Origin of the sequence: Paenibacillus puerhi, assembly GCF_009846885.1 — a bacterium.
In the GTDB taxonomy this organism is placed as follows: Bacteria; Bacillota; Bacilli; order Paenibacillales; family NBRC-103111; genus Paenibacillus_G; species Paenibacillus_G puerhi.
This window is the reverse complement of the sequence record NZ_WUWM01000028.1, coordinates 51434-75844: the sequence shown is the minus strand read 5'-3', so window position 1 is coordinate 75844 and position 24411 is coordinate 51434. Positions and strand designations below refer to the sequence as shown.

Annotated in this window: 21 protein-coding genes and 1 pseudogene; 16 read left to right on the top strand and 6 right to left on the bottom strand. The window is 50.3% G+C overall.

Annotation, left to right across the window (positions count from 1 at the left end):
• The first annotated feature begins 174 nt into the window (after positions 1-174).
• The 7 genes and pseudogenes from GSF01_RS30455 to GSF01_RS22325 all read left to right on the top strand — a co-directional run bounded on the left by GSF01_RS30455 (position 175) and on the right by GSF01_RS22325 (position 7827).
• A pseudogene (locus GSF01_RS30455) lies at positions 175-615 on the top strand (SDR family oxidoreductase).
• A 173-nt stretch (positions 616-788) separates the two neighbouring features.
• On the top strand, positions 789-1808 hold the full coding sequence (rfbB, locus tag GSF01_RS22350; protein ID WP_159887518.1) for a dTDP-glucose 4,6-dehydratase: 1020 nt from the start codon (positions 789-791) through the stop codon (positions 1806-1808).
• 52 nt (positions 1809-1860) lie between these two features.
• Positions 1861-3027: a nucleotide sugar dehydrogenase gene (locus tag GSF01_RS22345; RefSeq protein ID WP_159887517.1), complete on the top strand. Its 1167-nt coding sequence runs from the start codon at positions 1861-1863 to the stop codon at positions 3025-3027.
• 396 nt (positions 3028-3423) lie between these two features.
• Positions 3424-4017, top strand: a complete 594-nt coding sequence (locus tag GSF01_RS22340) for a hypothetical protein (protein ID WP_159887516.1) — start codon at positions 3424-3426, stop codon at positions 4015-4017.
• Between the two features lie 42 nt (positions 4018-4059).
• The gene (locus GSF01_RS22335) at positions 4060-5088 is read left to right on the top strand and encodes a copper amine oxidase N-terminal domain-containing protein (protein WP_159887515.1); all 1029 of its coding nucleotides are present in this window, start codon (positions 4060-4062) and stop codon (positions 5086-5088) included.
• Positions 5089-5334: 246 nt separating this feature from the next.
• Complete coding sequence (locus tag GSF01_RS22330) at positions 5335-6633, top strand: IS110 family RNA-guided transposase (RefSeq protein ID WP_159887514.1); 1299 nt, start codon at positions 5335-5337, stop codon at positions 6631-6633.
• Positions 6634-7041: 408 nt separating this feature from the next.
• The gene (locus tag GSF01_RS22325; protein ID WP_159887513.1) at positions 7042-7827 is read left to right on the top strand and encodes a class I SAM-dependent methyltransferase; all 786 of its coding nucleotides are present in this window, start codon (positions 7042-7044) and stop codon (positions 7825-7827) included.
• Positions 7828-8299: 472 nt separating this feature from the next.
• On the opposite strand, the gene GSF01_RS22320 is transcribed toward GSF01_RS22325, so the two are convergent.
• Positions 8300-8470, bottom strand: a complete 171-nt coding sequence (locus tag GSF01_RS22320) for a hypothetical protein (RefSeq protein WP_159887512.1) — start codon at positions 8468-8470, stop codon at positions 8300-8302.
• A 324-nt stretch (positions 8471-8794) separates the two neighbouring features.
• Between GSF01_RS22320 and GSF01_RS22315 the strand changes: the two genes are divergently transcribed.
• From GSF01_RS22315 to GSF01_RS22300, 4 genes are all read left to right on the top strand, one after another.
• The gene (locus GSF01_RS22315) at positions 8795-10891 is read left to right on the top strand and encodes a sensor histidine kinase (protein WP_235941676.1); all 2097 of its coding nucleotides are present in this window, start codon (positions 8795-8797) and stop codon (positions 10889-10891) included.
• 74 nt (positions 10892-10965) lie between these two features.
• Positions 10966-11697: a response regulator transcription factor gene (locus GSF01_RS22310; protein WP_159887511.1), complete on the top strand. Its 732-nt coding sequence runs from the start codon at positions 10966-10968 to the stop codon at positions 11695-11697.
• 33 nt (positions 11698-11730) lie between these two features.
• Positions 11731-12021 carry a hypothetical protein gene (locus GSF01_RS22305; protein ID WP_159887510.1) on the top strand — a complete coding sequence of 97 codons (291 nt, stop codon included), beginning with the start codon at positions 11731-11733 and terminating at the stop codon, positions 12019-12021.
• 253 nt (positions 12022-12274) lie between these two features.
• Positions 12275-13387 carry a PQQ-dependent sugar dehydrogenase gene (locus GSF01_RS22300; RefSeq protein ID WP_159887509.1) on the top strand — a complete coding sequence of 371 codons (1113 nt, stop codon included), beginning with the start codon at positions 12275-12277 and terminating at the stop codon, positions 13385-13387.
• 76 nt (positions 13388-13463) lie between these two features.
• Here the strand turns inward: GSF01_RS22300 and GSF01_RS22295 are convergent, their stop codons facing one another.
• Entirely contained in the window at positions 13464-15245 is a 1782-nt protein-coding gene (locus GSF01_RS22295) for a PAS domain-containing sensor histidine kinase (RefSeq protein WP_159887508.1), read from the bottom strand.
• A gap of 202 nt (positions 15246-15447) precedes the next feature.
• Between GSF01_RS22295 and GSF01_RS22290 the strand changes: the two genes are divergently transcribed.
• Together GSF01_RS22290 and GSF01_RS22285 are read left to right on the top strand one after the other, a co-directional pair.
• The gene (locus GSF01_RS22290; RefSeq protein WP_159887507.1) at positions 15448-16230 is read left to right on the top strand and encodes a Cof-type HAD-IIB family hydrolase; all 783 of its coding nucleotides are present in this window, start codon (positions 15448-15450) and stop codon (positions 16228-16230) included.
• 276 nt (positions 16231-16506) lie between these two features.
• Positions 16507-16707, top strand: coding sequence for a cold-shock protein (locus tag GSF01_RS22285; RefSeq protein ID WP_072330115.1), 201 nt, complete (start codon positions 16507-16509; stop codon positions 16705-16707).
• 166 nt (positions 16708-16873) lie between these two features.
• Here the strand turns inward: GSF01_RS22285 and GSF01_RS22280 are convergent, their stop codons facing one another.
• The 4 genes from GSF01_RS22280 to GSF01_RS22265 all read right to left on the bottom strand — a co-directional run bounded on the left by GSF01_RS22280 (position 16874) and on the right by GSF01_RS22265 (position 21679).
• Entirely contained in the window at positions 16874-18307 is a 1434-nt protein-coding gene (locus GSF01_RS22280; protein WP_159887506.1) for a SpoVR family protein, read from the bottom strand.
• A complete protein-coding gene (gene yhbH / locus GSF01_RS22275; RefSeq protein ID WP_159887505.1) occupies positions 18304-19464 on the bottom strand; it encodes a sporulation protein YhbH in 1161 nt (386 codons plus the stop codon). The genes GSF01_RS22280 and yhbH overlap by 4 nt, the downstream gene beginning before the upstream one ends.
• 262 nt (positions 19465-19726) lie before the next feature.
• Positions 19727-20602, bottom strand: coding sequence for an N-carbamoylputrescine amidase (aguB, locus tag GSF01_RS22270; protein WP_159887504.1), 876 nt, complete (start codon positions 20600-20602; stop codon positions 19727-19729).
• Between the two features lie 42 nt (positions 20603-20644).
• Positions 20645-21679, bottom strand: a complete 1035-nt coding sequence (locus tag GSF01_RS22265; protein WP_159887503.1) for an agmatine deiminase family protein — start codon at positions 21677-21679, stop codon at positions 20645-20647.
• Between the two features lie 249 nt (positions 21680-21928).
• On the opposite strand from GSF01_RS22265, the gene GSF01_RS22260 reads away from it, so the two are divergent.
• From GSF01_RS22260 to GSF01_RS22250, 3 genes are all read left to right on the top strand, one after another.
• Positions 21929-22591 carry an SGNH/GDSL hydrolase family protein gene (locus GSF01_RS22260; protein ID WP_159887502.1) on the top strand — a complete coding sequence of 221 codons (663 nt, stop codon included), beginning with the start codon at positions 21929-21931 and terminating at the stop codon, positions 22589-22591.
• 89 nt (positions 22592-22680) lie between these two features.
• Positions 22681-22998: a metal-sulfur cluster assembly factor gene (locus GSF01_RS22255; RefSeq protein ID WP_159887501.1), complete on the top strand. Its 318-nt coding sequence runs from the start codon at positions 22681-22683 to the stop codon at positions 22996-22998.
• A 201-nt stretch (positions 22999-23199) separates the two neighbouring features.
• Complete coding sequence (locus GSF01_RS22250) at positions 23200-24387, top strand: MGDG synthase family glycosyltransferase (protein WP_159887500.1); 1188 nt, start codon at positions 23200-23202, stop codon at positions 24385-24387.
• Positions 24388-24411 lie beyond the last annotated feature (24 nt).

Below are 24411 nucleotides of genomic sequence, written 5' to 3'. Positions count from 1 at the left end.
TCTTTCATGGCTACTGCCAGCTTTTCAATTTCTTGTTCATGTGTCATTCTGATCCCCGCCTTTTCGGTCCTTTGATATCTTTTACCCGATTTGTGCGGCTCTCAATTTTATGAGTTCAATCTATATATAATAAAAAATAATCCTAATGCTATTATTCGTTGTGCAGCTTATACTGTGGTTGATAAAGCTGAAGATGATAAGGAAACATGTTGGAAAGCAAATGTGAAGGAACAAAATATCTTGCAAAAGCTGCAAGGGAAGCTAATGCTAATTTTATGTATATTAGCACTGACTATGTGTTTAATGGAGAAGGCGATACACCATTTCTGATGATCCTAATCCAATTGGATATTATGGGCGAACCAAGCATAAAGGTGAACAACTGGTAAAGTTATTTTTGGAAAAATGGTTAACTGTACGCACTTTTTGGGTTTTTGGTCCAACGGGAATAACTTTGTGAAGACAATGCTGCGTTTGGCAGAGACACGTAATGAATTGAATGTTGCAGGAGAACAAGTTGGCTCCCCAACTTATACATATGACTTGCTTCCAACAAAGGATTTTGCAGTTGGGCTTAGGGGCTTAGGTTGCCCAAGAAATATTCAGGCAAGCTGACAAAGACGTAAAAGTAAATTCTATTTCAACAGAGGAATATCCAATACGAGCGATAAGACTAAAAATTCACGTATGGTAAAGCAAAATCTGCCAAACAATGGTTTATACCATTGCCAACGTGACAGAATGCTGTTGAAAGATATTTAGACGAATTAACACAAGGGGGGAAATAGATGACAAGGAAGAAAGTATTTGTTACTGGTGGCGCAGGATTCATTGGCGGTAACTTTGTACAGTATATGGTTAATAAATATCCTCGATATGACATTTATAATTTAGATTTATTAACGTATGCTGGTGATTTAACCAAGCATCGTGATATTGAAACAAAGGATAATTATCATTTTATAAAAGCAGATATCGCAGATCGGGAAGCAATAGTTCCTCTTTTTGAAAAAGAGAAGTTCGATTATGTTGTCCATTTTGCTGCAGAAAGTCATGTGGATCGTTCTATTACAGACCCAGGAATATTTGTTCGAGCGAATGTACTAGGTACACAGGTGTTATTAGATGCGGCCAAACATGTATGTATTGATAAATTCGTTCATGTATCTACTGATGAAGTCTATGGAGAGTTGGATTTTGATCCAACAACTTTTTTTACAGAGGAAACTTCATTGCAACCCAATAGTCCATATAGCGCAAGCAAAGCATCCTCCGATTTATTGGTACGTGCTTATCATGAAACTTATGGTTTACCTATTAATATTACTCGCTGCTCTAATAATTATGGTCCGTACCATTTTCCAGAGAAGTTAATTCCATTAACAATTTCTCGCGTACTGAACAATCAAAAAGTGCCTGTCTATGGTGATGGGAAAAACATTCGTGATTGGTTACATGTTATTGATCATTGTGCTGCAATTGATTTAGTTTTGCATGAAGGTGTTAGTGGAGAGGTTTACAATGTAGGCGGACATAATGAACGTACTAATTTGGAAGTTGTTCGGACGATTATAAATACATTAAATAAGTCGCAAGATTTAATTAAATTTGTAGGAGACCGACTAGGACATGATAAACGCTATGCTATTGACCCTACTAAACTAGAAAAATTAGGTTGGAGGCCAACCTATACATTTGATACAGGAATTGAACAAACTATTCAATGGTACCTTGATAATAAAGAGTGGTGGGAACAAATTATAAGTGGGGAATATCAGAGTTATTTTGAAAAACAATATAGCGTATAATTCCAACTGTGACTGATTTCCTTTAGTCATGCAGGGAGAGAGAGTACAATAAATGAAAATCACAATTGCAGGAACTGGCTACGTGGGCTTATCCAATGCAATCTTGCTAGCTCAACATAATGAAGTAATCGCACTGGACATTGTTCAAGAAAAAGTAGACATGATCAATAACAGGAGATCGCCAATAATCGATAATGAGATTGAAGAATTTCTAGCAACAAAAGATTTGAATTTAATTGCAACAACAAATAATTATAAAGCGTTTAAAGAAGCAGAGTATGTCATTATTTCAACACCCACAAATTATGACCCGGAAAAAAACTATTTTAATACGAGAAGCGTCGAAGCTGTGATCGCTAATGTATTATCGATTAATCCTAATGCCGTGATGGTTATAAAGTCAACAGTTCCGGTAGGTTATACAGAGAGAGTTAGAGAGGAGTTTGGTACAGAAAATATTATCTTCTCGCCAGAATTCTTAAGAGAGGGTAGGGCGTTATTTGATAATTTATACCCCTCACGTATTATCGTTGGAGAGCAGTCTGAGAGGGCCAGAAAGTTCGCTGATCTATTGGTTCAAGGAGCTGCTAAAGAAAATATCCCTGTTTTATTCACTAATTCAACTGAGGCAGAGGCCATCAAGCTATTCGCTAATACTTATCTGGCAATGAGGGTAGCGTTCTTTAATGAACTGGATTCTTATGCGGAGGTAAGGGGATTAGATACGAAACAAATTATTGACGGTGTAGGACTTGATCCACGAATAGGGAGTCAATACAACAACCCTTCTTTTGGTTATGGAGGATATTGCCTACCAAAAGATACGAAGCAGTTATTGGCGAATTATAAAGATGTCCCCAATAATATTATGGCGGCCATAGTAGATGCTAATAGAACAAGAAAAGACCACATCGCAGAAATGATTATTAAAAAAAGGCCTAGTATTGTAGGGATTTTTAGGCTAACTATGAAAATGGATTCCGATAACTTTAGACAATCAGCTATTCAAGGGGTTATGAAGCGTATTAAAGCTAAAGGTATCGAAGTGATAGTGTATGAGCCCTCACTTAATGAAGAGTCTTTCTCCAATTCTAGAGTCATAAATGATTTTGAAGAATTTAAGAAATTAAGTGATGTTATTGTTGCAAATAGACTATCCAATGATCTTATAGACGTTGCTGAAAAAGTATATACAAGGGATATATTTAGTAGGGATTAGTAGTAACTTGAGTCGCTTGGTTCATTACATTACAGTCTAATCTGTAACTCGATGTAGCTGTTCGGAAAAGTCAAAGGTATGTTTTTTAAATAGACCTCAAGTGGTGGTCTCCCCATGTAAGTTCGTAAAGCAATTATCCATGTTGTGGGACTAGAAACAAGGTTTTTACCCGAGAAGAAAGCGCAGCTGAAAGAAAAGCAACAGATTGTAGTCAAGCTTATGCTACAATATATCTTCGAAAAAACAGTAGAATCCGGAATCGATGAAATTTTGATTATTACGGGAAGAAACAAAAAAAATGACAAATCGGTTGAACTGTGACTGCTGATTAAAAAGTTACGGGGGGAACACAAAAGAGAAGCAACACCCTGGAAAACAATATAAGGAGTGAGACGATTGAGAAAAAAAGGATTAATCTCTCTACTTGTCGTCCTAGCAATTCTCGGCGGTGGCGGGTATATGGCTTACAATTATGCCCTGAACTTAGCCGCAGATAAGATCGCTGAAGAGCTCTCCTCCGAGCTAGCTAAGAATCCTGAACTGTCAGGGGAACTGGATAAGCTGATAGCTTCCAATTTGGACAGCATGGTTGCACCAGGTAAAGAATCCGGTAAGCCCTCCACGAACTCAAGTCCAGGCGCTTCTAGTGTTACGCCGGGTGAGAGCAGCAGAGGAGCTGCGGACGGGAAGGCTTCTGAAGGAGTCGCCAATTCAGGGGGATCACAGAGCGGACAGAATAGCTCAGGTTCTCAGCCAATTGCTTCTGGTAATGAGTCGTCCTCCAAACCCAAGTCCGAGCCGCAATTCACAGACAGACAGCAAGCTGTCAAATTCGTTATGGGACGATTCTCGGCTTCGGAAATCAATAATATCAGGAAGATGGCTAGTGGGGAATTGACTCCCGAGGAAAAGGCCGAACTGAAAAAGATTGCATACTCCAAGTTCACGCAAGCTGAGATTGATGCCGTTCGGGTGGCTGTATCTAAATGATTGTTCTTTATTAAGAATAATAATTGATTATAAGGAGATTAAATGATGCGTAGACTAAAAGCAACTGTATTAGCTGGAGCTCTGTTTGTCTCTAGCTTGTCGGCGACTGCCATGGCAGCTCAGACCCCTAAGAATGTAGATGTGTACTATGTGCCGCTTCAGTTTGTATTTGATGGAGAGCAGGTTGCACCGCCGCAGGATCAGCAAGCTTTTATTTATGAAGGCAGCACCTATGTGCCGTTGCGCTTTATCTCTTATTCCTTGAATAAAGCTGTTCAATGGGATGGCGATAGCTATACGGTATCTGTTGAAGAACCAAAGGAAAAGGATAAGCTGCAAATTGCGGACTTTAACCTTAATACTAAGGTTCGGGACGGTAAGCTGCGTGACAAGTTCGACGCTTCTCAGCTGACTGCTTCCCCTATTGAAGTTTATCAAGAAAAGGTGACTTACATATTCGATGGTAAAGAAAAAGAGATTGGCGATGAGCTTCCTGGCTTGTTTGTCGATAATAAATTGTATGTGCCTCTACGTTTCTTTTCAGAATCTGTAGGAAATAAAATCGAGTGGAACGCGCAGAGCTACACCATCACGGCTGTGTCACCCGCTAAGGAAAAAGCGGACAAAGAGGCAGCAACGAAAGCCGCGGCGGAGAAGGCTGCCGCTCAGAAGGCGGTTGAGGAGAAGAAAGCTGCTGATGCCAAAAAGGATGCTTCTACTACACCTGTAGGGGGTGGAGGTGGTTCGGCAGGAGGAGGTTCCTCAGCGACCAAGTCGCAAGATGCAATAGTAAGTCCTTATCTGACCCGCATTAGCGCAATGGAATCAGAAGCAGAGAGTTATTTTGTACTTGCATTTGGTAAATATATTACAGCTCAACCGGACAAACAACAAGAGATTCTGGCAAATGCGAGGGCCAAGCTTGCCGAATATAACAGCAGGTTCGATAGTTGGATGGTTGATCTGGAGAATGAGCTTGTTGCGAGTAACTATTCGACGGATAAAGCTGCTGAACTTCGAGTTCAGTATGAGGAGAGAAAAGAAGCCAAGAAAAAACAATACGGTCTATAATTGAGTATCACACAAAAACAAACACTGCACCTTCCCAGGTCAGTGTTTGTTTTATTCCATTTACCTATAACTCCTATCCATTCTATATATTTCCCCAATAACCCCTTTTCCCCCATAATGAAAGCATCAGGAAAGGAGCCATTCCTGTAATGAAGTAATTTGAGCTTTGAATGAAAAAAGCGCCTCTAGTATACTGGGAAACGTTCCGGCAAGAACAACACCCACATACGAAAAGAGGCACTCTACATGAAGAATAAGCTAAAACAGAAACAAAATCAACGTATCACAAGAATTACCGATTCGACACTAGTCGTTGGTGCAGACATCGCCAAGAAAACTCACGTCGCACGGGCCGTGGATTTCCGAGGCATTGAACTGGGCAAAGATTGTGTGTTCCATAACGACCAACAGGGATTAACGAAGCTAACAACGTGGATGAAAGAGCTTGGGCAAGCACACAGCAAGACAGACATTGTGTTTGGCATCGAGCCAACTGGACACTACTGGTTTCCACTAGCGGCATATCTTCAAGCGCAAGGCATTCAAATTGTCGTCGTAAATCCGCATCATGTCACCAAGAGCAAAGAGTTGGAAGACAACTCTCAGACGAAGAGTGACTACAAGGATGCTAAAGTCATCGCGGATCTTATTCGAAACGGGAAATACTCCGAGCCGAAACTGCCGACGAAGGAGTACGCAGATTTACGAATCCTTATGAACCTACGGGAGAAGGTATCTGCAAGCCTGTCGCAAGTAAAAGGCCGCATTGGCAATTGGTTTGACCGGTTTTTCCCGGAGTACAGCTCCGTATTTAAAGACTGGGATGGCAAGGCATCACTCATGACGATGCGGGCGTTTCCGCTTCCATCAGACATCGTATCCAAGGGCGCTAGAGAGGTCTTAGCTCACTGGAAGACGGAAGTAAAGCGCGGCGTAGGCATCAAACGGGCAGAAAAGCTGGTTGCGGCCGCTGCGACCTCCATTGGGCTCATAGAAGGTTCGGCAGCCGCCCGAATCGAGCTTAGTACCTTGTTAGAGCAATTTGAACTGTTCAGTGAGCAGCTTGAAGGAATCATGAAAGAAGTGATGCAGATCCTTGAAAACATCCCTGGAACAGAGCACATGCTAAGCGTGCCAGGGGTTGGATTGGTCACAGTAGCCGGTTTTCTGGCCGAAGTCGGAGATCTAAGCAATTACAATCATGGCCAGCAAATCATACGACTAGCTGGACTAAATTTGAAAGAAAACAGTTCAGGCAAACGAAAGGGAAATACGGGAATAAGCAAGCGCGGGCGTTCACGCTTACGTGCGCTGCTGTTCCGCGCTGTGATGCCCATGGTGGCCAAGAATGAAGCATTTAAAGCACTGCACAAGTATTATACGAACCGAAGTCAAAATCCGCTCAAGAAGAAGCAGTCCCTCATCGCTCTGTGTGGAAAACTCATACGTGTTCTCCATACCCTGGGGACAAAACAACGAGTCTACAATGCCGATGAAATGCTTGGCCCTGTTCGACAAAGCCAGATGCAGCTAGAGGCAGCTTAATCAGAAGAAGCAATAACCTGTAAATCGTTTGTTAACATGTGTACGACAATGACAACGGAAGCACCGGAGAAGCCGACGAAAAATATTCCATAAGGGCAACGACCCCGTAAAGGAGCAAGAAACGGCATCCACCCCTTGAGAGGTAGAACGAAGGAATGTGAGGGCATAGACCCAGCGTGACATGGGAGGGTAAACCCTAAGGGCGGACGTGGAGATCCAATGTGCGATTATAATCCAACCCAAGTTTTGGAAAAATGATCCTAAGCTCTATTCCTGCCTACGCTCTTACTGGTAATCGGTCTATGAACACATTTGTTACCCTCGTCTCTCAATCTGTCAGTTGTTGAAATATTAAGAATGAACGAGAAAACAGGAGATAATATTACTTTATAGTGGGAGTGGTAGTCAATGTCCAATCAAACACCGTCCCAGCAATGGAATGCCCAGCATTATGACCAACAGATCAATTTTGTTTCCGAGCTCGGAAAGGGAGTTGTCACTTTGCTGAATCCGCAACCGGGGGAACGCATACTGGATCTGGGCTGCGGCACGGGGGACTTGGCGAAGGAGATCAGCCGTTCCGGAGCGGCATGTGTTGGTTTTGATTATTCGCAGGAAATGTTCGATCAGGCAAAGGTGAAATATCCGGAGATTCCATTTCGCCAAGAGGACGGGGAGGCTTTCCGGCTGCAACCGGGGGAGCAGCCCTTTGATGCGGTGTTCTCCAATGCAGCGCTGCACTGGATGAAGCACCCGGAACGGGTGGTCGAAGCGGTATGGCTGGCGCTGAAGCCAGGGGGCCGATTTGTAGCTGAGTTTGGAGGAGCAGGGAATGTACAGACGATCGTCGAGGCTATTTGCCGGGAGGTGGAGGCTTACGGCATCGATTGGAGAGCGCGCTATCCGTGGTATTTCCCGACTATTGGCGAATACGCATCTATTCTGGAGAGGCAGGGCTTTCAAGTAGCCTATGCCCAATTGTATGACCGGCCGACGCGGTTAAGTGATGGGGAGAAGGGCATGCATCACTGGCTGAAAGCCTTTGCCGGCGTATTTCTGGAAGGATTATCTCCGCAGCAGCAAGAGCAGGCGTTAGCGAGAAGTATACAGGCGATGCGCCCGGCTCTGTACAACGGGGAGTACTGGGAGGCGGATTACCGGAGAATTCGGGTCTATGCCGTCAAGCCCGCATAGCAAAAAGGACATGTACAAACGGAAGGTAGGCCACTCTAGGCGCATCTCCCGTATTTTTTGATAGGAACCCACGAGCGTGAATTACTTTTCCTTCAAAAGCTCGTCGAGCATCGATAAATTGAACATATCCGTTAAGGCCAGATCTTCTTTTTTGATATCCCGGATATAACCCGCATCGATTCTAAGCAACGAGGATATGGTGACAGCTTATTTGAAATTCGCCGGCGCATCTGGAACGGCTCCATAACCACTTCGACCCTCACCGTATGCAAAGCCGCTTTGTAAACGACTCCTATTTAACAAGGGCAGCCAGGCAAATGAAGCTTCCTCCCTTACCTCCCTCTATTTTGATGAAGATTTGTTACCCCAACCCGTCTATTAGATAGAAACAAACAGGAGATACGCCAATGTCAGCGCATCTCCCGTATTAGATTTCTTATGAGTTCCCTGACTGAACCTTAGCGGACTGCATTCATTGGAGTTTCGCGGCAGGGAGGACAGAGGCCCGGGTTTCGAGCAGCGACATGCGGTCTTCGATGTTGGAGAGCATTCGGTCCAATTCCTTGAAGCTATCTTCGATGCCTGAATATTTGCGGTGAAGAGCGAGCAGTTCGGCAGTGATCGACTGAAGGTGGTTCTCCAAACTTTTCTCCTCCTGACATGGGACTAAGTCTATGGATGTATCATAAAATACATTCGATACATAGCATCCGTTTAGGTCGGTATAGAAAAATATCCAAATATTCTTTATGCACAAAAGCCCATGTATACCGCCTGCAGCCAGCCTGGACAAGGCAAGGTGAGAAGGGGAACAGGCTTTGTCCCTTGTTGCTTTAAGCCCTGGACGATGACTAATACTAGCAGGAATTAGGACGGGACTCGTCGAATTCTTTCTGGACGATGACAAGTCCCCTCTCGGGACTTTGAGAATGAACCGGTTAGGTCCGGAGCCAGGAGTCTACCCGAAGTGAGTCGACATCTGAATATGAGGATGATCCCGTTTCTGTTGCTTGCCCTTCTACTGCTTGTCCTTATGCTGGGCAGCAGGCCGTTCCTATTCCGTTCAGACGGACCGACCGCGGAGGCCGGGGTTCTGGATCTGCGTCACTGGAAGTGGATGCAGGAGCCGACCGTACGTTTGAACGGAGAGTGGGAATTTTATTGGATGAAGCTGCTACGTCCTTCTGAATTGGCCGATAACCAGGCGAGGCCGACTCCCGAGTATGCGAGGCTGCCTGGTCCGTGGAACGGCCAGGTGGTGGAAGGCAAGCCTATCGGAGGGCAGGGCTACGCCACTTACAGGCTGCGTGTATTATTGACCAAGCAGGGGCGCGAGCTGGCCGTTCGGGTACCGGCGATTCACACGGCCTACAGGCTCTGGATTAACGGAAGGCCGATCGCGGCAGCCGGACGTGTAGGGACGTCAGACGTTCTATCGCGACCGCAGTTTCTTCCGGTGCTGTCGGGGACGCCATCGGGGAAAGAGGAGCTCGTGCTGGTGCTCCAGGTATCCAACTTCGACCATCAGAAGGGCGGGATCCGGGAGCCGATCGAGCTGGGATGGTTTGATGCCATGGCCAGGGAAAAGGAGCTGTCAGTCGGCTTCGATATGCTGGTAATCGGCAGCTTGCTGATTATGGGACTTTATCATATAGGTTTGTTTACCGCGCGGACGAAGGAACAGGCGCCGTTGTGGTTCGGTATGTTCTGCCTGCTGTTTGCCTTGAGGATGTCGCTGTTCGGCGAGATTCTGCTGGTCAAATTGTTTCCGACCTTCAGCTGGGAACTGGGGATCATGCTGGAATATATGACAACAGCTCTGGCGCTTCCGGTGTTCGCCGCTTTTATCGCGTGCTTATATCCGGATGAAAGCTCTAGGCGCATGAACAGGTTACTGACTATTGCGGTGTTGGCCTATTCAGTTGTTATTGTGACGCTGCCGCCCTATCTGTTCACTCAGGTGCTGCTCGTCCTGCAGTTTCTGATAAGTCTCGGAGTCACATATATCGTTTACGTGATCGCGCTAGCCATTGCGAGAAAGCGAGAAGGGGCGATTATTCTTCTTCTCTCCAGTCTTTTGATGGGTCTGGCGATATTAAATGATATGCTGTATGCCCACGAGCTGATCTGGACGACGGATCGGATGTCGGCCTTCGCTCTGCTGATCTTTATTTTATTCCAGTCGGTGCTGCTGTCGATGAAGCTGTCCCGCGCTTTCTTCAACGAGGAGAAGCTGTCGGCGGAGCTGCAGGAGCTGAATGAAGGCTTGCAGGAGAGAATCCGCGAGCGGACACATGAGCTGGTGGCCGTTAATGAGGCGCTCAAGCTAAGCAACGAGGACATGTCACGGCTGGAGAAATCCAGAAGCCAGCTGATCAGCAATATCTCGCATGATCTGGGCACCCCGCTGACGTCGATTCAATGTCATGTCGAGGCGATTTTGGACGGGATTGCCGATACGGAGGAGCAGCGCGACGCTTACTTGCGGATCGTTCACGATAAGGTAAGGAGCATGGATAGGCTCATCGACGATTTGTTCCAGCTGTCCCTGCTCGAAGCCAGGCAAGTCCAGTTCAAGCTGAAGCCGATCGCTTCCGATCGCCTGATCGGTCTCCTGTTCTCCCGTTATGAGCTGGACGTGCGCAATGCCGGGCTGCGCTACGAGCTTAAGCTGCAAGGGGAAGCGGCTGCCCAGAGCCGGTATTCCATAGTGCTCGCGGATCTGGACAGACTGCATCAAGTTTTCGGCAATCTCATCTATAATGCAATCAAATTTACGCCTGTCGGCGGCATGATTCAGGTAGAGCTTATGGATAACGGAGAGGGGCTGGTGTGCCGGATAGAGGATACGGGGGAAGGTATTCGGGCGGAGGACCTTCCATTTGTCTTCGACCGCTTTTATACCAGCAATACGTCGCGCAACTCCCTGACGGGAGGAAAGGGGCTGGGCTTATCGATCGCCAAGGAGATTGTGGAGGGTCTTGGGGGGCAGATCTGGATCGAACGGACCGGGCCGGCGGAGGGTACGGTCATTTGTTTCTCGATCCCGGCACAAAAGGCTTGACGCCGGGAGGTTTCTTTTCCTATTCTAAACATAGTGCCAAGACTTGGCAGGACAAGTGGACGGTGATAGCTTAGATGACGGTACAAACGATCATGATTGTTGAGGACGATCCCGAGATCCGGGAGATCACTCGCCTTTACCTGGTGAAGAATGGCTATCGCGTCGTCTGGGCGGATTCTGGCGACGATGCGCTAAGCTTGATGAAGGCCGAACAGCCGGACTTGGTCATTCTGGACGTGCTCCTGCCTGGGAAGACGGGGTTCGCCGTCTGTGAGGAGCTGCGGGCGATCTCATCGGTTCCGATTCTCTTCCTGAGCTGTATGAGGGAGGAGGCCGATAAGGTTGCCGCCTTTAATCTCGGCGGGGATGACTTTATCACGAAGCCCTTCTCGCCCAATGAACTGATCGCCCGGGTTCGGGCGCATCTGCGCAGGCCTTACCTCAGCAAGGAAGATCAGCCGGAGTCGCCTTCCAAGCTGTTCTTTGGCCCGCTCGCCATTGACGGCTTGAGCCGAGTGGTGAAGGTCGACGGACAAGAAGTGCCCTTGTCGCGCAAGGAGTTTGATTTGCTGTACTATCTGGCTTCGAATCCGGGGCGTACCTACACGCATGAGCAGCTATTCCGTCAGATCTGGGGGCAGGAGAGCTTCAACGACACGCGTACGATTATCGTTCACGTCAGCAATTTACGCAAGAAGATCGAGCCTGACCCGTCATGTCCGCAATATATTATCAACGTTCACGGGGTAGGATATAAATTCATGCAACGCGGCGATGCTTCCGGGGAGGCTGCTCAAGCTCCGTGAAGCGGGCTGAAGAATAAGAAGGAGGCGGGAGCCATGGATGCACATATTATCGAATCGGCGATGGAGCACTCCAAAGAGGAGGGCTATCTGGGCCGTGTCATTTTCAGTTGGCTGGACAAGCCGACACAGTATGAGTTGACGCTGCAGAGTAAAAATTCGCGCGACTGGAATTATAGTCTGAGCTTTGCGAAGGAGTCCGGCACGGAAGAGGAGATCTATGCGGTCGAAGCCCGGCTGGAGGAGGACGATGAGCTGTTCGACAGCTTGGTCGATGCCGCTATGGAGCAGCTGCAGGCATCGGGAAGCGAATCCAGTTTCGATTAGTTAAGCTAGGCCGGCTTCCTCTAAAAGAAGCAGAGCCTGGAAAAGACGGCTTACTTGTTAAGCAGAGTCTTTTCCGGGCTTTTTTTGTTGCTCTTGTCAGGTAGGCGACATGTTCTCCCCGTCGATTATTTCCCGAGAAATATGACAAAAAGCGGGAAGGCGGCGCGGAACTATGCGCTTTTCCGTTCCCTAATCATTCCATGCTACAATAAAGAAAGAAGGGATAAGGAAACGCACAAGGAGGAGGGGGATCATGCTTAAAAGCACAGGTCTGCTTGTAGCATTGGTTATGGCAGGCTCGACCCTAACCGGCTGCTTCGAGCCGAAGGCGCCGTCTGCTGGGACTACCGTCGGCAGCGGGCATAAGGGGGGAGCCGAGGCGAGCGTTCCTACTGAAGCCGTGCTGGAGACTATCGCAGAGAAGCTGAACGCACCGTGGGCGATGGACTTTCATGGAGATTTCATTTACATCAGCGAGCGCCAGGGGGGCATCGTGAAGCTTGCTGGAGGGAAGGTTCAACGTCAGCAGGTAACATTGACAAAGCCTGTTCATCAGGAGGGAGAGGGCGGCTTTCTTGGCTTTGTTCTTGCCGCTGATTTTGCCAGCACGGGGCAGGCCTACGCCTATCACACCTATAAGGAAGGCGGACAAACGCTCAATCGGGTCGTGCTGCTGAAGGAGACTGAGGGCGGATGGCAGGAGGTTAAGGCGCTGCTTGAGCGCATTCCGGGATCGCGCTTTCACAATGGAGGCCGGTTGGCGCTGGGGCCGGACAAGCAGCTTTATATCACGACGGGAGACGCTCAGGATGAGAGCGTTTCCCAGGAGAAGAGCAGCTTGGCGGGGAAAATCCTGCGGATGACGCCGCAAGGAGCGGTACCGAAGGATAACCCGATTCCGGGCTCCTACGTCTATTCGTACGGTCATCGCAATCCTCAGGGAATCGCCTGGAGCGGGGATGGAAGCCTGTACAGCTCGGAGCATGGACCATCCGGCTCCCCGGGAGGGCATGACGAGATGAACCGCATCGTACCTGGAGCCAATTATGGCTGGCCGCTGGTCATTGGAGACGAGCGGAAGGAAGGGACGGAGCCTCCGCTCTATCATTCCGGACCCCGAGCGATTGCGCCATCGGGGATCGCTGCGGATAAGACGGACGGGTTTCTCGTCGCTACCTTGGTAGGGGAGACGCTATACCGGTTTAACCCGCAGGATAATCGAATGACGGCAGTGCTCCAGAACCAGGGCCGGCTTCGAGATGTGCGGGTGAAGGACGGATATGTGTATGTCATCACGAATAACACGGATGGAAGAGGTAAGGCGGGCGAGTCGGACGACAGGCTGCTGAGGTTCAAGGAACAGTAAGTCGGATTAACGGGTTGCTTAAGAAAAAAATTGTTCGAATTATCGCAGCTTAGGCCGCAAGAGCAAGAGCCGGTGCCTAGACGAGGGCGTCCGGCTCCTTGGGCTGTCCGGAAAGCCCCGATCCGGGAAACGATACCTCTATTCGGGTCCCCACATGGACCTCGCTCGATATGTCTAGACTGCCTCCATGGTCTTCCACTATTTTTTTACTGACCATCAGCCCCAATCCAGTTCCTTTCTCCTTCGTGGAGTAGAAGGGTTCGCCGATCCGGCTGAGGCGATCGCGGGGAATGCCGCAGCCCTGGTCCTCGATCTCGACGGAGAAGCCACTCGGCTTCTGAGTTTTTATACGGATGGTGATACTGCCTCCGTCCGTCATGGACTCGATGGAGTTTTTGATCATATTGATAAAAACCTGCTTCAGCTGGTTCTCATCGCAAAGTATGAGAGGTCCCGGCTCTTCGTATTCCTTGACCAGCTGAATATTGTGAATATTCGCTTGGCTCTCCAGCAGGGTGATCACATGATTGAGCAGCGGGCTAATCGGCTTTTCCTCACGCTTAGACGGTTGCGGCTTGGCCAATATGAGCAGTTCGTTGATAATGAGCTCGATTCGGTCCATTTCGGAGAAAATGACGTCCATGTAGCTTTTTTTGGCTACGCCTGAATTCATCAATTGGAGAAATCCTTTGATGGCGGTCAGCGGATTGCGGATTTCATGGGCGATACCGGCCGCCAACTGCCCGGCTACGGAAAGCTTCTCTGAGGTAAGCATAAGCTCCTCCGTTCGCTTGCGTTCGGTAATGTCGATGAAGGTAAGGACCGCGCCAAGCTGCATATTCTCATAACGCATAGGAAAAACATGGTACTCGGCAGGGAACGAAGTGCCGTCTTTTCGCCACAGAAGCTCATCATGGATATGGACCGGCGTCTCATCTCGAATGGAACGCATAATCGGACAATCCTCTTCGGGATAGGAAGTGCCGTCTGGCTTGGTGTGGTGAAAAAGCTGGTGGATGCTCAGGGTCGCCACCTCACTTCGCGAAAAGCCGGTCATTCGCTCAGCCGCCGCATTCCAGAATACAGTTCCCCCCTTGGCGTCGATACCGTATACTCCCTCATTGATGCTGTCGAGGATAAGGGAGTGCGTTCGGCTGAGCCTTTCGAAGGTTTCCCGGTTCGCCTTGGTTTCGGTAATATCCCGCCCGATGATATACACGCCCTGCGCAATACCTTCGTCTGCCATGGGGACGGTACGGATGAACACATCGCGGACCGAACCGTCTGCGTGAAGCAGCCGAATGACGAATTCGCAGCTATTCCCCTCCACGCTTTTCTGAAAAAATGAATGGAAAAGCTCGCGGTCCCGATGCTCGACAATAGGAAAGAAGGATCGACCGACAGAGGAGCTCTTGCTGTACCCAATGGTTTGGAGCACCGAAAAGTTCGTATTCAGAATGACACCCTCCGTATTGACGGAGAACATCATATCGGGATTTTGCTCGAAGAGAGACTGGTGTTGGCTTTGACTGGTCCGCAGCTGCCTGCCGATCATTACGAACAACAGGGTCAAGCCGAATATAACTGCGATGAGCATTCCTATCCCAATAGCCAGCATGGCCGGAGTCATGGAAAAGGACCACCGCTGCAAAGAAGGGAAGGCTGCGCTTTCAGATGCGGCTGCCGTTACGCCCGGATCCGACAGGGTGAACAAGGCGGCTCCCAGGAGGGTTGAGCCTGATCGCCTCCGGCTTGGAACGCAATAGCTCAGCAGTGGCTTTCGAACGGAAGCCGCCGCTAGGACATAAGAGCATGCAGCCAGCGACAGGTTGGAAGTGCGGGATAGGTACGGATTCATTTAATGACTCCCTTGAGCTTGACGTACATAGGGCAATCCCTATGCATGGATAGTTCGCCGGTGAGCGGCAAATCCCTTTGAGCTGACTGTGAAAAACAGGAAAAAATTAATCGCTTTTCCGCCGCGGCAAACCCAAGCTCTCATTCAGAACTCGATTCTGCTATAATCATTCATAGATGATGGAATGGAGTGAAGGAGAAGCATGATCAAATTAGCAGCCTTCGACGTAGACGGCACCTTGAGAGACCGGGATCATCTACCCGCCTCTACACGCAGCGCCGTCAAGCGATTGAAGGAAAGTGGAGTGATTCCCGTCCTGTGCACGGGAAGAAGCGAATACGAGATAGCCTCGCTCCGCGAAGAGCTCGGCATGGATTGGGCGATTACTTGCAATGGCAGTCATATCGGTTATCAGGGCAAAACCATGTTCGGAACGCCGTTTGGGAAGGAGAAGGTCGTGGCATGGCTCCAAGAAGCCGAGCGCTCGAACCATGCGCTTCTTCTGTATGGGTCCGAGTTCATGTATACCAACCGGGCGAACGATCCGCTTTTCCTGCGGGCGCGGGAGGAGATCGGATTCCTGGAGCCTCGGCTGCTCGATTTGTCGGGCGGGACGGAGGCATTGCCGGAGTTCTATCAAAGCATCATCTTTTGCGAGGAGCTGCAGGAAGGACTTTATACCGGAGGGAATGCGGAGGAATTCTATATCCACAGATGGAGGCCATGGGCGGTCGACCTGAATCCCAGAGGTATGAATAAAGCGATCGGATTGAAGAAGCTGCTGGAGCATCTGACGATCGCTCCCGAGGAAGCTGCGGCTTTCGGAGACGGCTTGAACGATATGGAGCTGCTTGCCGCCGTGGGGACCGGTATCGCGATGGGGAATGCGATCGAGGAGTTAAAAGGAGTGGCGCGGCATGTGACGCGTTCGCTGCATGAGGACGGAATCGCGTATGCGGTAGATACCTGGATATTGCCGGGATGATTCCCGAAGAGTCTGTCCTGCCGTCTGGGCTCGCTGAAAAGCGGGCCGCAGCGGTGCCGTAAACTCCCCAGGAAAAAATTATTTGAAAAGGAAGCGAAAGCGAGTTGCATTTCGGTTTTGGATGTGCTAATATAAAGAAGTATCGAATAGAAAATGAATTCACATAATGCAAAGGGTTATCATTTGTACTATGGAACCTTTTTCAATGTGTGAATTTTTTATTTGCTATATGCGGAATAAAAAGAACATGTTAATAAACTTTTGGAGGAATTTCCCATGCAAACAGGTACAGTAAAATGGTTTAACGCAGAAAAAGGTTTCGGTTTTATCGAAGTTGAAGGCGGCAACGATGTATTCGTTCACTTCAGCGCGATCACTGGCGAAGGTTTCAAAACTTTGGACGAAGGCCAACGCGTTGAGTTCAACGTTGTTCAAGGCAACCGCGGTCCACAAGCTGAGAACGTTGTAAAACTGTAAGCTTAGCTTACTGAAACTGTCCTAACCCCCTCGGGTTAGGGCAGTTTTTTGCATTTATGGGTTCTCTCTCCGAGCCAAGGGGAGACAGGCCGAAGAAGCACTAATAACCGCCCGGCTATAACTAGCCAGTCAGGCGGTTATTAGGCATTTTCGCGGAGGAGAAAACTTATAAAAATTTCCGCTGATGCTTCTTCCCGTCGTAGCTGAACAGAACGGGTTTATCCTCGATACGGGTCTCCAGGTGGACGGGTTTGCCCCAGAGCTGGTGAATATAGGGAAGTGTTCGTTCCACATATTTCAGATCCAGCTCGGTGCCTTCATAGCTGTGCTTGAGGTATAGCTCGCCGGTCCGGTTAAAGTCTCCATCCACAACCACGATATACGGAAAGCCTCCATTTACCCGGGAGTAGACGAGCTGGTCTCGGATGCTCTCCCATGATTTATCCGTGATTTTCCACTCCGGCCCTTTCTTCTCGAACACGTACAGATCGAGCTCATCGCATAGCTGCTTGGTCATATAGTTGCGCAGGAAGGATAGGTCGGAGTCGAACTCGCGCACCTCGAACATTTTGGCGCGCCCGCGTCCAGGCTCCCGCCCCAAGCGCTCGCGCTCCTCGGCGGTCGGGTTATCCCATCGTTTTTCGATATCCTCGAAAATTTTCAGCCCCAGGTAGTAAGGGTTCAGCGTATGACGAGACGGAACGACGACCGATGAGTTCAGCTTGGCGTACTCGATCGTCTCATCCTCCGTGAGATCCAGCTCGCGCAGGATTCGTTGATGCCAGTAAGAAGCCCAGCCCTCGTTCATGATTTTGGTTTCGAGCTGCGGCCAGAAATACAGCATCTCGTCGCGCAGCATGGTCAGGATGTCGCGCTGCCATTCCTTGAGATAGGGGGCATATTCCTCGATAAACAGCAGCAGGTCCTTCTCGGGACTGGGGGGGAAACGAGTTTCCGGCTCCGCGGCATCGGGATTGTCTTCAGGAGACTTCGCCCTGTCCAGATCCCACAAATCCTCATACCCGAATGTACGCTCGGTCCGGTCTGTACGGCTGGCGCGGGCTGGCACATGCCGTTCTTTCCCTTGCCGGTAGGGCTTGGAAATAATCGGGTCCACATGCTCCTGGATCGTCAATATCGCATCGATGAACTGCTCGACCTCTTGTGCGCCGAATTCCATCTCATACTGCCTGATCCGTTCGGCTGTGGCAGACATGCTCTCGACCATATTGCGGTTCGTTTTGGAGAAACGCGCATTGTTTTTGAAAAAATCGCAGTGGGCCAGCACGTGAGCGACGATCAGCTTGTTCTGAATCAGCGAGTTGCCGTCGAGCAGGAACGCATAGCAAGGGTCCGAGTTAATGACAAGCTCATATATTTTGCTGAGGCCAAAATCATATTGCATCTTCATTCGGTGGAAATTTTTGCCGAAAGACCAATGACTGTACCGGGTCGGCATTCCGTAAGCGCCGAAGGTATAAATAATATCGGCGGGACATATTTCATAGCGCATCGGATAGAAATCAAGTCCGAAGCCGGATGCGACTTCCGTAATTTCATCGATGGCGTATTCGAGCTTGCTCATTTCGTCCGGGGTCATCGGGCCATTCCTCCTTCAGCCTGCTTGGGGAAAAATGTCCGCAGCGCCTTATAGACCTCGCCCTTCTCGCGGATGACATAGTGGACGAACTTCGGGTCCTGCAGGTTGCGGTAAGCGGACATCAAGGTGCTGCTGCGGTTGTATTGGTTCACTTCTCCGTAGCCGAACAAGTTGCTGCGCTTGATCAGCTCGCCAATCAGCTTCACGCACCGCTCGTTGTCCGAGGTTAAATTGTCGCCGTCCGAGAAATGGAACGGGTATATATTGTACCGCGAAGACGGATATTTTCGATCGATCAGATCCAGAGCAAGCTGATAAGCGGAGGAGCAGATCGTACCGCCGCTCTCGCCCTTGGTGAAAAACTCCTCCTCCGTCACGATCTTCGCTTCGGTATGGTGAGCGATGAACACAAGGTCCACATGCTCGTATTTCGATCGCAGGAAGCGGGTCATCCAGAAGAAGAAGCTGCGGGCGATATACTTCTCGAACGATCCCATACTGCCGGACGTATCCATCATCGCGAGTATCAGTGCATTCGACTGAGGGGTAATGATCTCTTCCCAGGTGCGAAAGCGCAGGTCGTCGGGGCTGATACCATGAATGCCGGGATCGCCTTCGCGCGAGTTCCGGCGCAAATTTTCCAGAATCGTACGCTTCTTGTCGATATTGGACATGATGCCTTTCTTCCGAACATCGTTGAAAATAATCTCCTTGCTCATCACTTGATCCTTTTCTTTCTGCTCCAGATTCGGCAGCTCAAGCTCCTCGAACAGCATCGTTTGCAGCTCTTCCATCTGAACCTCGGCATCGTAATAATCCTCGCCCGGCTGATCGCCGGCTCCCTCGCCCTTGCCGGGACCGGCAGCGGCCTGCGGATCAACGCCAAGCACATCACCTACTTGGCTATCGCCGTCCCCCTGTCCGACGTGCTTGCTCTTATTGTAGTTATAACGTAGACGGTATTCGTCCAGGCTGCGGATCGGCACCTTGACGATTTGCTTGCCATCGGACATGACGATGCTTTCATCGGTGACGAGGTCGGGCAGGTTTTGTTTGATGGCTTCGCGTACCTTTTGCTGGTGCCGCGTTTGATCTTGGTAGCCTTTGCGGTGCAGCGACCAATCCTCGCGGGATACGGTAAATAATGGTTTCACCATTGCGGGACACCTCCTGGCAGTTATGCGCAGCTTAACGGCTATGCCGGCCGGTTGTTTGAGTGAGCTGGAGAGGCGGGCTGCGAGCGGGCCATCGCTTACTCGTCCTTGTCTGCCCTGCGCGTCAGAGCTCCAAAAAGAGTGCTTGTTACTAAATATATTCAAGCGGGACGGGGATATGTGAGCGGGATGAATGCCTATTTATGCGGATGGCTATACAAAAAAGACAGCCCTCCAGGTTGAAGGACTGTCTACATATACGGGATTACAGCACTTGATCGCCATCGTAAGTGGCGATGGCTTTATACAGCTCGGGGCGGCGGTCACGGAAGACGCCCCACTCGATCCGCTGCACCTCCAGCTGGTCGAGGTCGAACTCGGCGACCAGTACGGCTTCCTCGGTGCGGCCGGCTTCGGCCACTTTATTGCCCTGCGGTCCTGCGATGAAGGACGAGCCGTAGAAATCGATGCTCGACTCCTCGTCCTCTTCGCGGCCGATCCGGTTGGAGGCGATCACCGGCATCAGATTGGCTGCGGCGTGGCCGAGCATGCACATCTGCCAATGATCCTTCGAGTCGATCGAGCCGTCTTGAGGCTCGGAACCGATCGCGGTCGGATAAAACAGCAGCTCTGCGCCCATCAGGGCCATGCAGCGGGCGGCTTCCGGGTACCACTGGTCCCAGCAGACGCCTACGCCGATCTTGGCGTACCGCGTGTTCCATACCTTGAACCCGGTGTCGCCGGGATTGAAGTAAAATTTCTCCTCATAGCCGGGACCGTCGGGAATATGGCTTTTGCGGTAGACGCCGAGCACCTCGCCGTCCGCATCGATCACGGCAAGCGAATTATAGCGGGCATAGTTCTTTTTCTCATAGAAGCTGATCGGCAGTACCACCTTCAGCTCCTTGGCGATTGCCCGGAAATGGTTTACCGCCTTGTTGGTTTCCACTTCAGAAGCATACCGGTAGTAGTCCGATTTTTCCTTCTGGCAGAAGTATGGCGTCTCGAATAGCTCCTGGATCAGGATGATCTGAGCGCCTTTTGCCGCGGCCTCGCGTACAAGGGCTTCGGCTTTGCGGATATTGTCCTCGATATCGGTGGAACAGCTCATTTGGGTTGCAGCTACCTTAACGTTTCTCATGAAAATCACCTCATTATGAAGATTAAGCCTGCTACTAGGGAGTTAACCCCTTACGCTGGCCGGCATTTGCTGGGTGGTGCAGTGAACGTTCCCGCCCTCTTTGATGATGGACATCCCGTCGATCGTACGGATTCTGCGGTCCGGGAAGGCTTCGCTCAGCACGCGGATAGCCTCGCGGTCCGTAGCCTCGGCTGTGCCGCCGAAAACAGGCAGGATGATCCCGCCATTTACGAAGTAAAAGTTCAAGTAGCTGAGCGTTAAACGCTGCTCACCGAAGAAGGTCTTGGGCGGCTGCTCGATCTCGATGATGTCGAAGGCTCGTCCTTTGGCGTCGGTCGCTTCGCGCAGAATCGCCAGATTTTCCTGTGTAATCGTATAGTTCTCATCAGAGGGATCATGGCATACCTGCAAAATGATGCTGCCGGGAGCTGCGAAGCATGCGATGTTATCGACATGGCCGTCCGTCTCGTCGCCATCGAGTCCTCTCTTCATCCAGACGATTTTCTCTACATTGACGAAGTTTTTGACATGCTCCTCGATTTGCTCGCGGCTGAGCTCCGGATTGCGGTTCGGATTTAGCAGGCACTCCTCAGTCGTGAGCAGCGTACCCTCGCCATCGACATGAATGGACCCGCCCTCCATGACAAGCGGAGCGTCGAGGCGCTGGATGCCGTAATGCTCCAGCAGCTGCGGGGCAACGGCATCGTCCAGGTCCCATGGCGAATATTTACCGCCCCAGGCATTGAATTTCCAGTTCACACCGGCTATTTCTTTCCGGTCATTCAACACGAAGGTAGGACCGTTATCGCGGAACCATGCGTCGTTATGCTCGATGACCAGAAAGTCCACATTTGTTTCGGTGAAGCGGGCTTTAACCTGTTCGGCGTCGACCGGGTTAACGATGACGGTAACGGGCTCGAATTCGGCTATGGCATGGATCAGGTCTTCATATCCTTTGCCTACTGACGCGAAGTCATCTGGGTAGACCATAGAAGCTTGCACGGGCCAGGACACGAAGGTGCGCTCGTGAGCCGTCCATTCCGCTGGCATTGTATAGTTCAGTTCTTTAGCATTCATCTCATCCAACTCGCTTTATTCTTGTATTTGTGGAGCGGCTCCCGGCTCGGTCTAGCAGCTTCAGGGCTGCATCATCTCTCATCATAACCTAAAAGGGGCACAGGCTCAATGAGGGAAAAGCATGCAGCGGGCAAGAGCTCCAGCGACATGAGGGTACCGAATTGCGACAATTGATTGTTTTACTTGAATGCGGTAAAGCGCAGGTGTACAATATGCGAAGTAAACGATTGCACAGGGGAGAGGATTGTTTTGTTATTTGCGAAGCACGATAAGCTTGTCATGATCGGAGATTCGATTACGGATTGCGGACGCAAGCGGCCATATGGCGAAGGCCGAAACGATGCCTACGGCAGCGGATATGTATCGGCTGTGAATGCGCTTCTCCAATCGACGTACCCGGAGCTGATGGTGCGGATAGTCAATATGGGAATCTCCGGCAACACCGTACGCGATCTGCAGGCCAGATGGGATACGGATGTGCTGGATTTGAAGCCCGATTGGGTCTCGATCATGATCGGAATCAACGATGTGTGGCGCCAGTTCGACCAGCCTCAGATTACGGAGTCGCATGTGTATATGGAAGAATACCGCGAAACGCTGGACGCTCTTGTGGCTGTCACGAAGCCGCAGGTCAAAGGAATCATCCTCTTGACTCCGTTCTATATCGAGCCGAATCCGGAGGATGCCATGCGCGGCAAGATGGACGAGTACGGGCAGGTGGTGAAGGAAACGGCAGCACGGCATGATGCGGTTCTGGTCGACGTCCAGGCTGCGCTTGCGCCGCTGCTTGCTCACCGCTATCCGGCCTCCCTTGCCTGGGATCGCGTCCATCCCGACTTAACGGGCCATATGGCGATTGCGCGAGCCTTCCTCGATGGCGTAGGCTTCGCTTGGAGCGGTTCATCCCGGTAGTGTTTCAACATACTTCCTTCATAATTCCCTCGGCCATGGCTAATCCTGAACATAGATAACATTAGGCATGGCATAAGAAGGAGGTAGACATGAAAACGGAGGATCGAATTCTGGCCGCGTTGGAGGAAGTGATAGATCCCGAAGTCGGGGTCAATATTGTGGATTTGGGACTTGTTTACGGAATAACCGCAGACGAACAGGGCCATGCGGTAATCGAGATGACTTTGACGATCCCCGAGTGTCCGCTTGCTGACCAGATCGTGGCGGATGTCAAGCAGGCCGCCGCTCAAGTGCCTGAGGTGAAGCAGGCTGAAGTGCGGCTGGTCTGGGAACCGAAATGGACTCCCGCCAAAATGAATGACCAGGCTAGAGAAGAAATCAGAGCCAGGCATACTTTGATGTCATAAACGAACCGGCCTGGCATAGATATACGTTAAAGCTCCTTCCTCCGGAAGGGGCTTTTGCTTGTGAAGAAGACCTCGACTTAGGTCCAGGTCTAAAACAGTTCGCGGGTCCGTACTTTCTTGCCGTATAAAACGGTAATTTATAAAGAGAGCGAAATACCGCACCGGGTGAATAAGCGTAGAAGCGAAAGAGGGGCTTATCAAATGAATAAGATCAACAAACCTAAAATTTTGCTGCTGACAGGCGCTTTGGGGGACGGGCACAATCAGGCGGCCCAAGCGATACTGGAAGCTTCTCGCATCATTCGTCCGGATGTGGACGTCGTGACCGTTGATTTTTTGGAGTGGACACATCCTTATCTGCATGGGGTAGGGAAGTTCTGTTACATGCAATGGGTGAAAAGCTTGCCGGGGATGTACGGCTACTTGTACCGCAAAACCCGCGACCCGAATATCATGTCGAACCTGTTCAAGCGTATCAAATCGTTTAGCATTGCCCGCATGCTCAAGCTGCTGGACGAGGTGCAGCCAACGATCGTCGTAAGTACGTTTCCGTCTGCCGCCGCCGCTATGTCCCTGCTGAAGGCCAATGGGATGACCAGCCTCCCTACCGTAACGGTGATGACCGATTATACGGACCACAGCTACTGGGTCCATCCCTGTACGGACCGCTATCTTGTCGGATCGGAGCAAGTGCGCAGCGCGCTGCTGCGATACGGGGTTGCCTCCGGCTCGATCTCGGTTACCGGCATTCCGATCCGCTTGTCCTTCTGCGAGAGGCAGGATCGCGAGCTGCTGCGGGAGCGTCATGGCGTGAAGGGTAATGTGCCCACGGTGCTTGTCATGGGCGGCGGGCATGGATTGATCGGGAGAGAGCTTATATCGCTTATTAAGCTGCAGAGGAAGGCAGCTGCCGCTCGTTATATTCTGGTATGCGGGCGTAATCATAAGCTGCGGCAGCAGCTGGAAGAAGAGTTCATGCATATGCGGCAAAGCGTTACCGTAGTCGGCTTTGTCGATCATATTCATGAGCTGATGGCGGTATCCGACTTAATCGTCACCAAGCCGGGCGGACTGACCGTCTCGGAAGCGCTGGCGATGGAGCTGCCGATGCTGCTCTATAAGCCCATACCCGGCCAAGAGCAGGATAACGCTTCGTATTTGGTTAATCTGGGGGCAGCGCTCGAGGCGAAGAACGCCGAGGAGCTTCAGGAGAAGCTATTGGGGTTATTAACCAATAAAACATCGTTATTAGCGTTGAAAAATAGAGCAAAGCTGGGTACCATGAAGAAAGGAGCGATTCATGCTCTAGATTCGATTCTGGGCACCGCCCGGGATTATCAGGGCCCAGTTTGGCAGGAGAGCCGACAAGCCATATATGCGAATGCTTGAAGCTGCAATATATTCCTGTGCAAC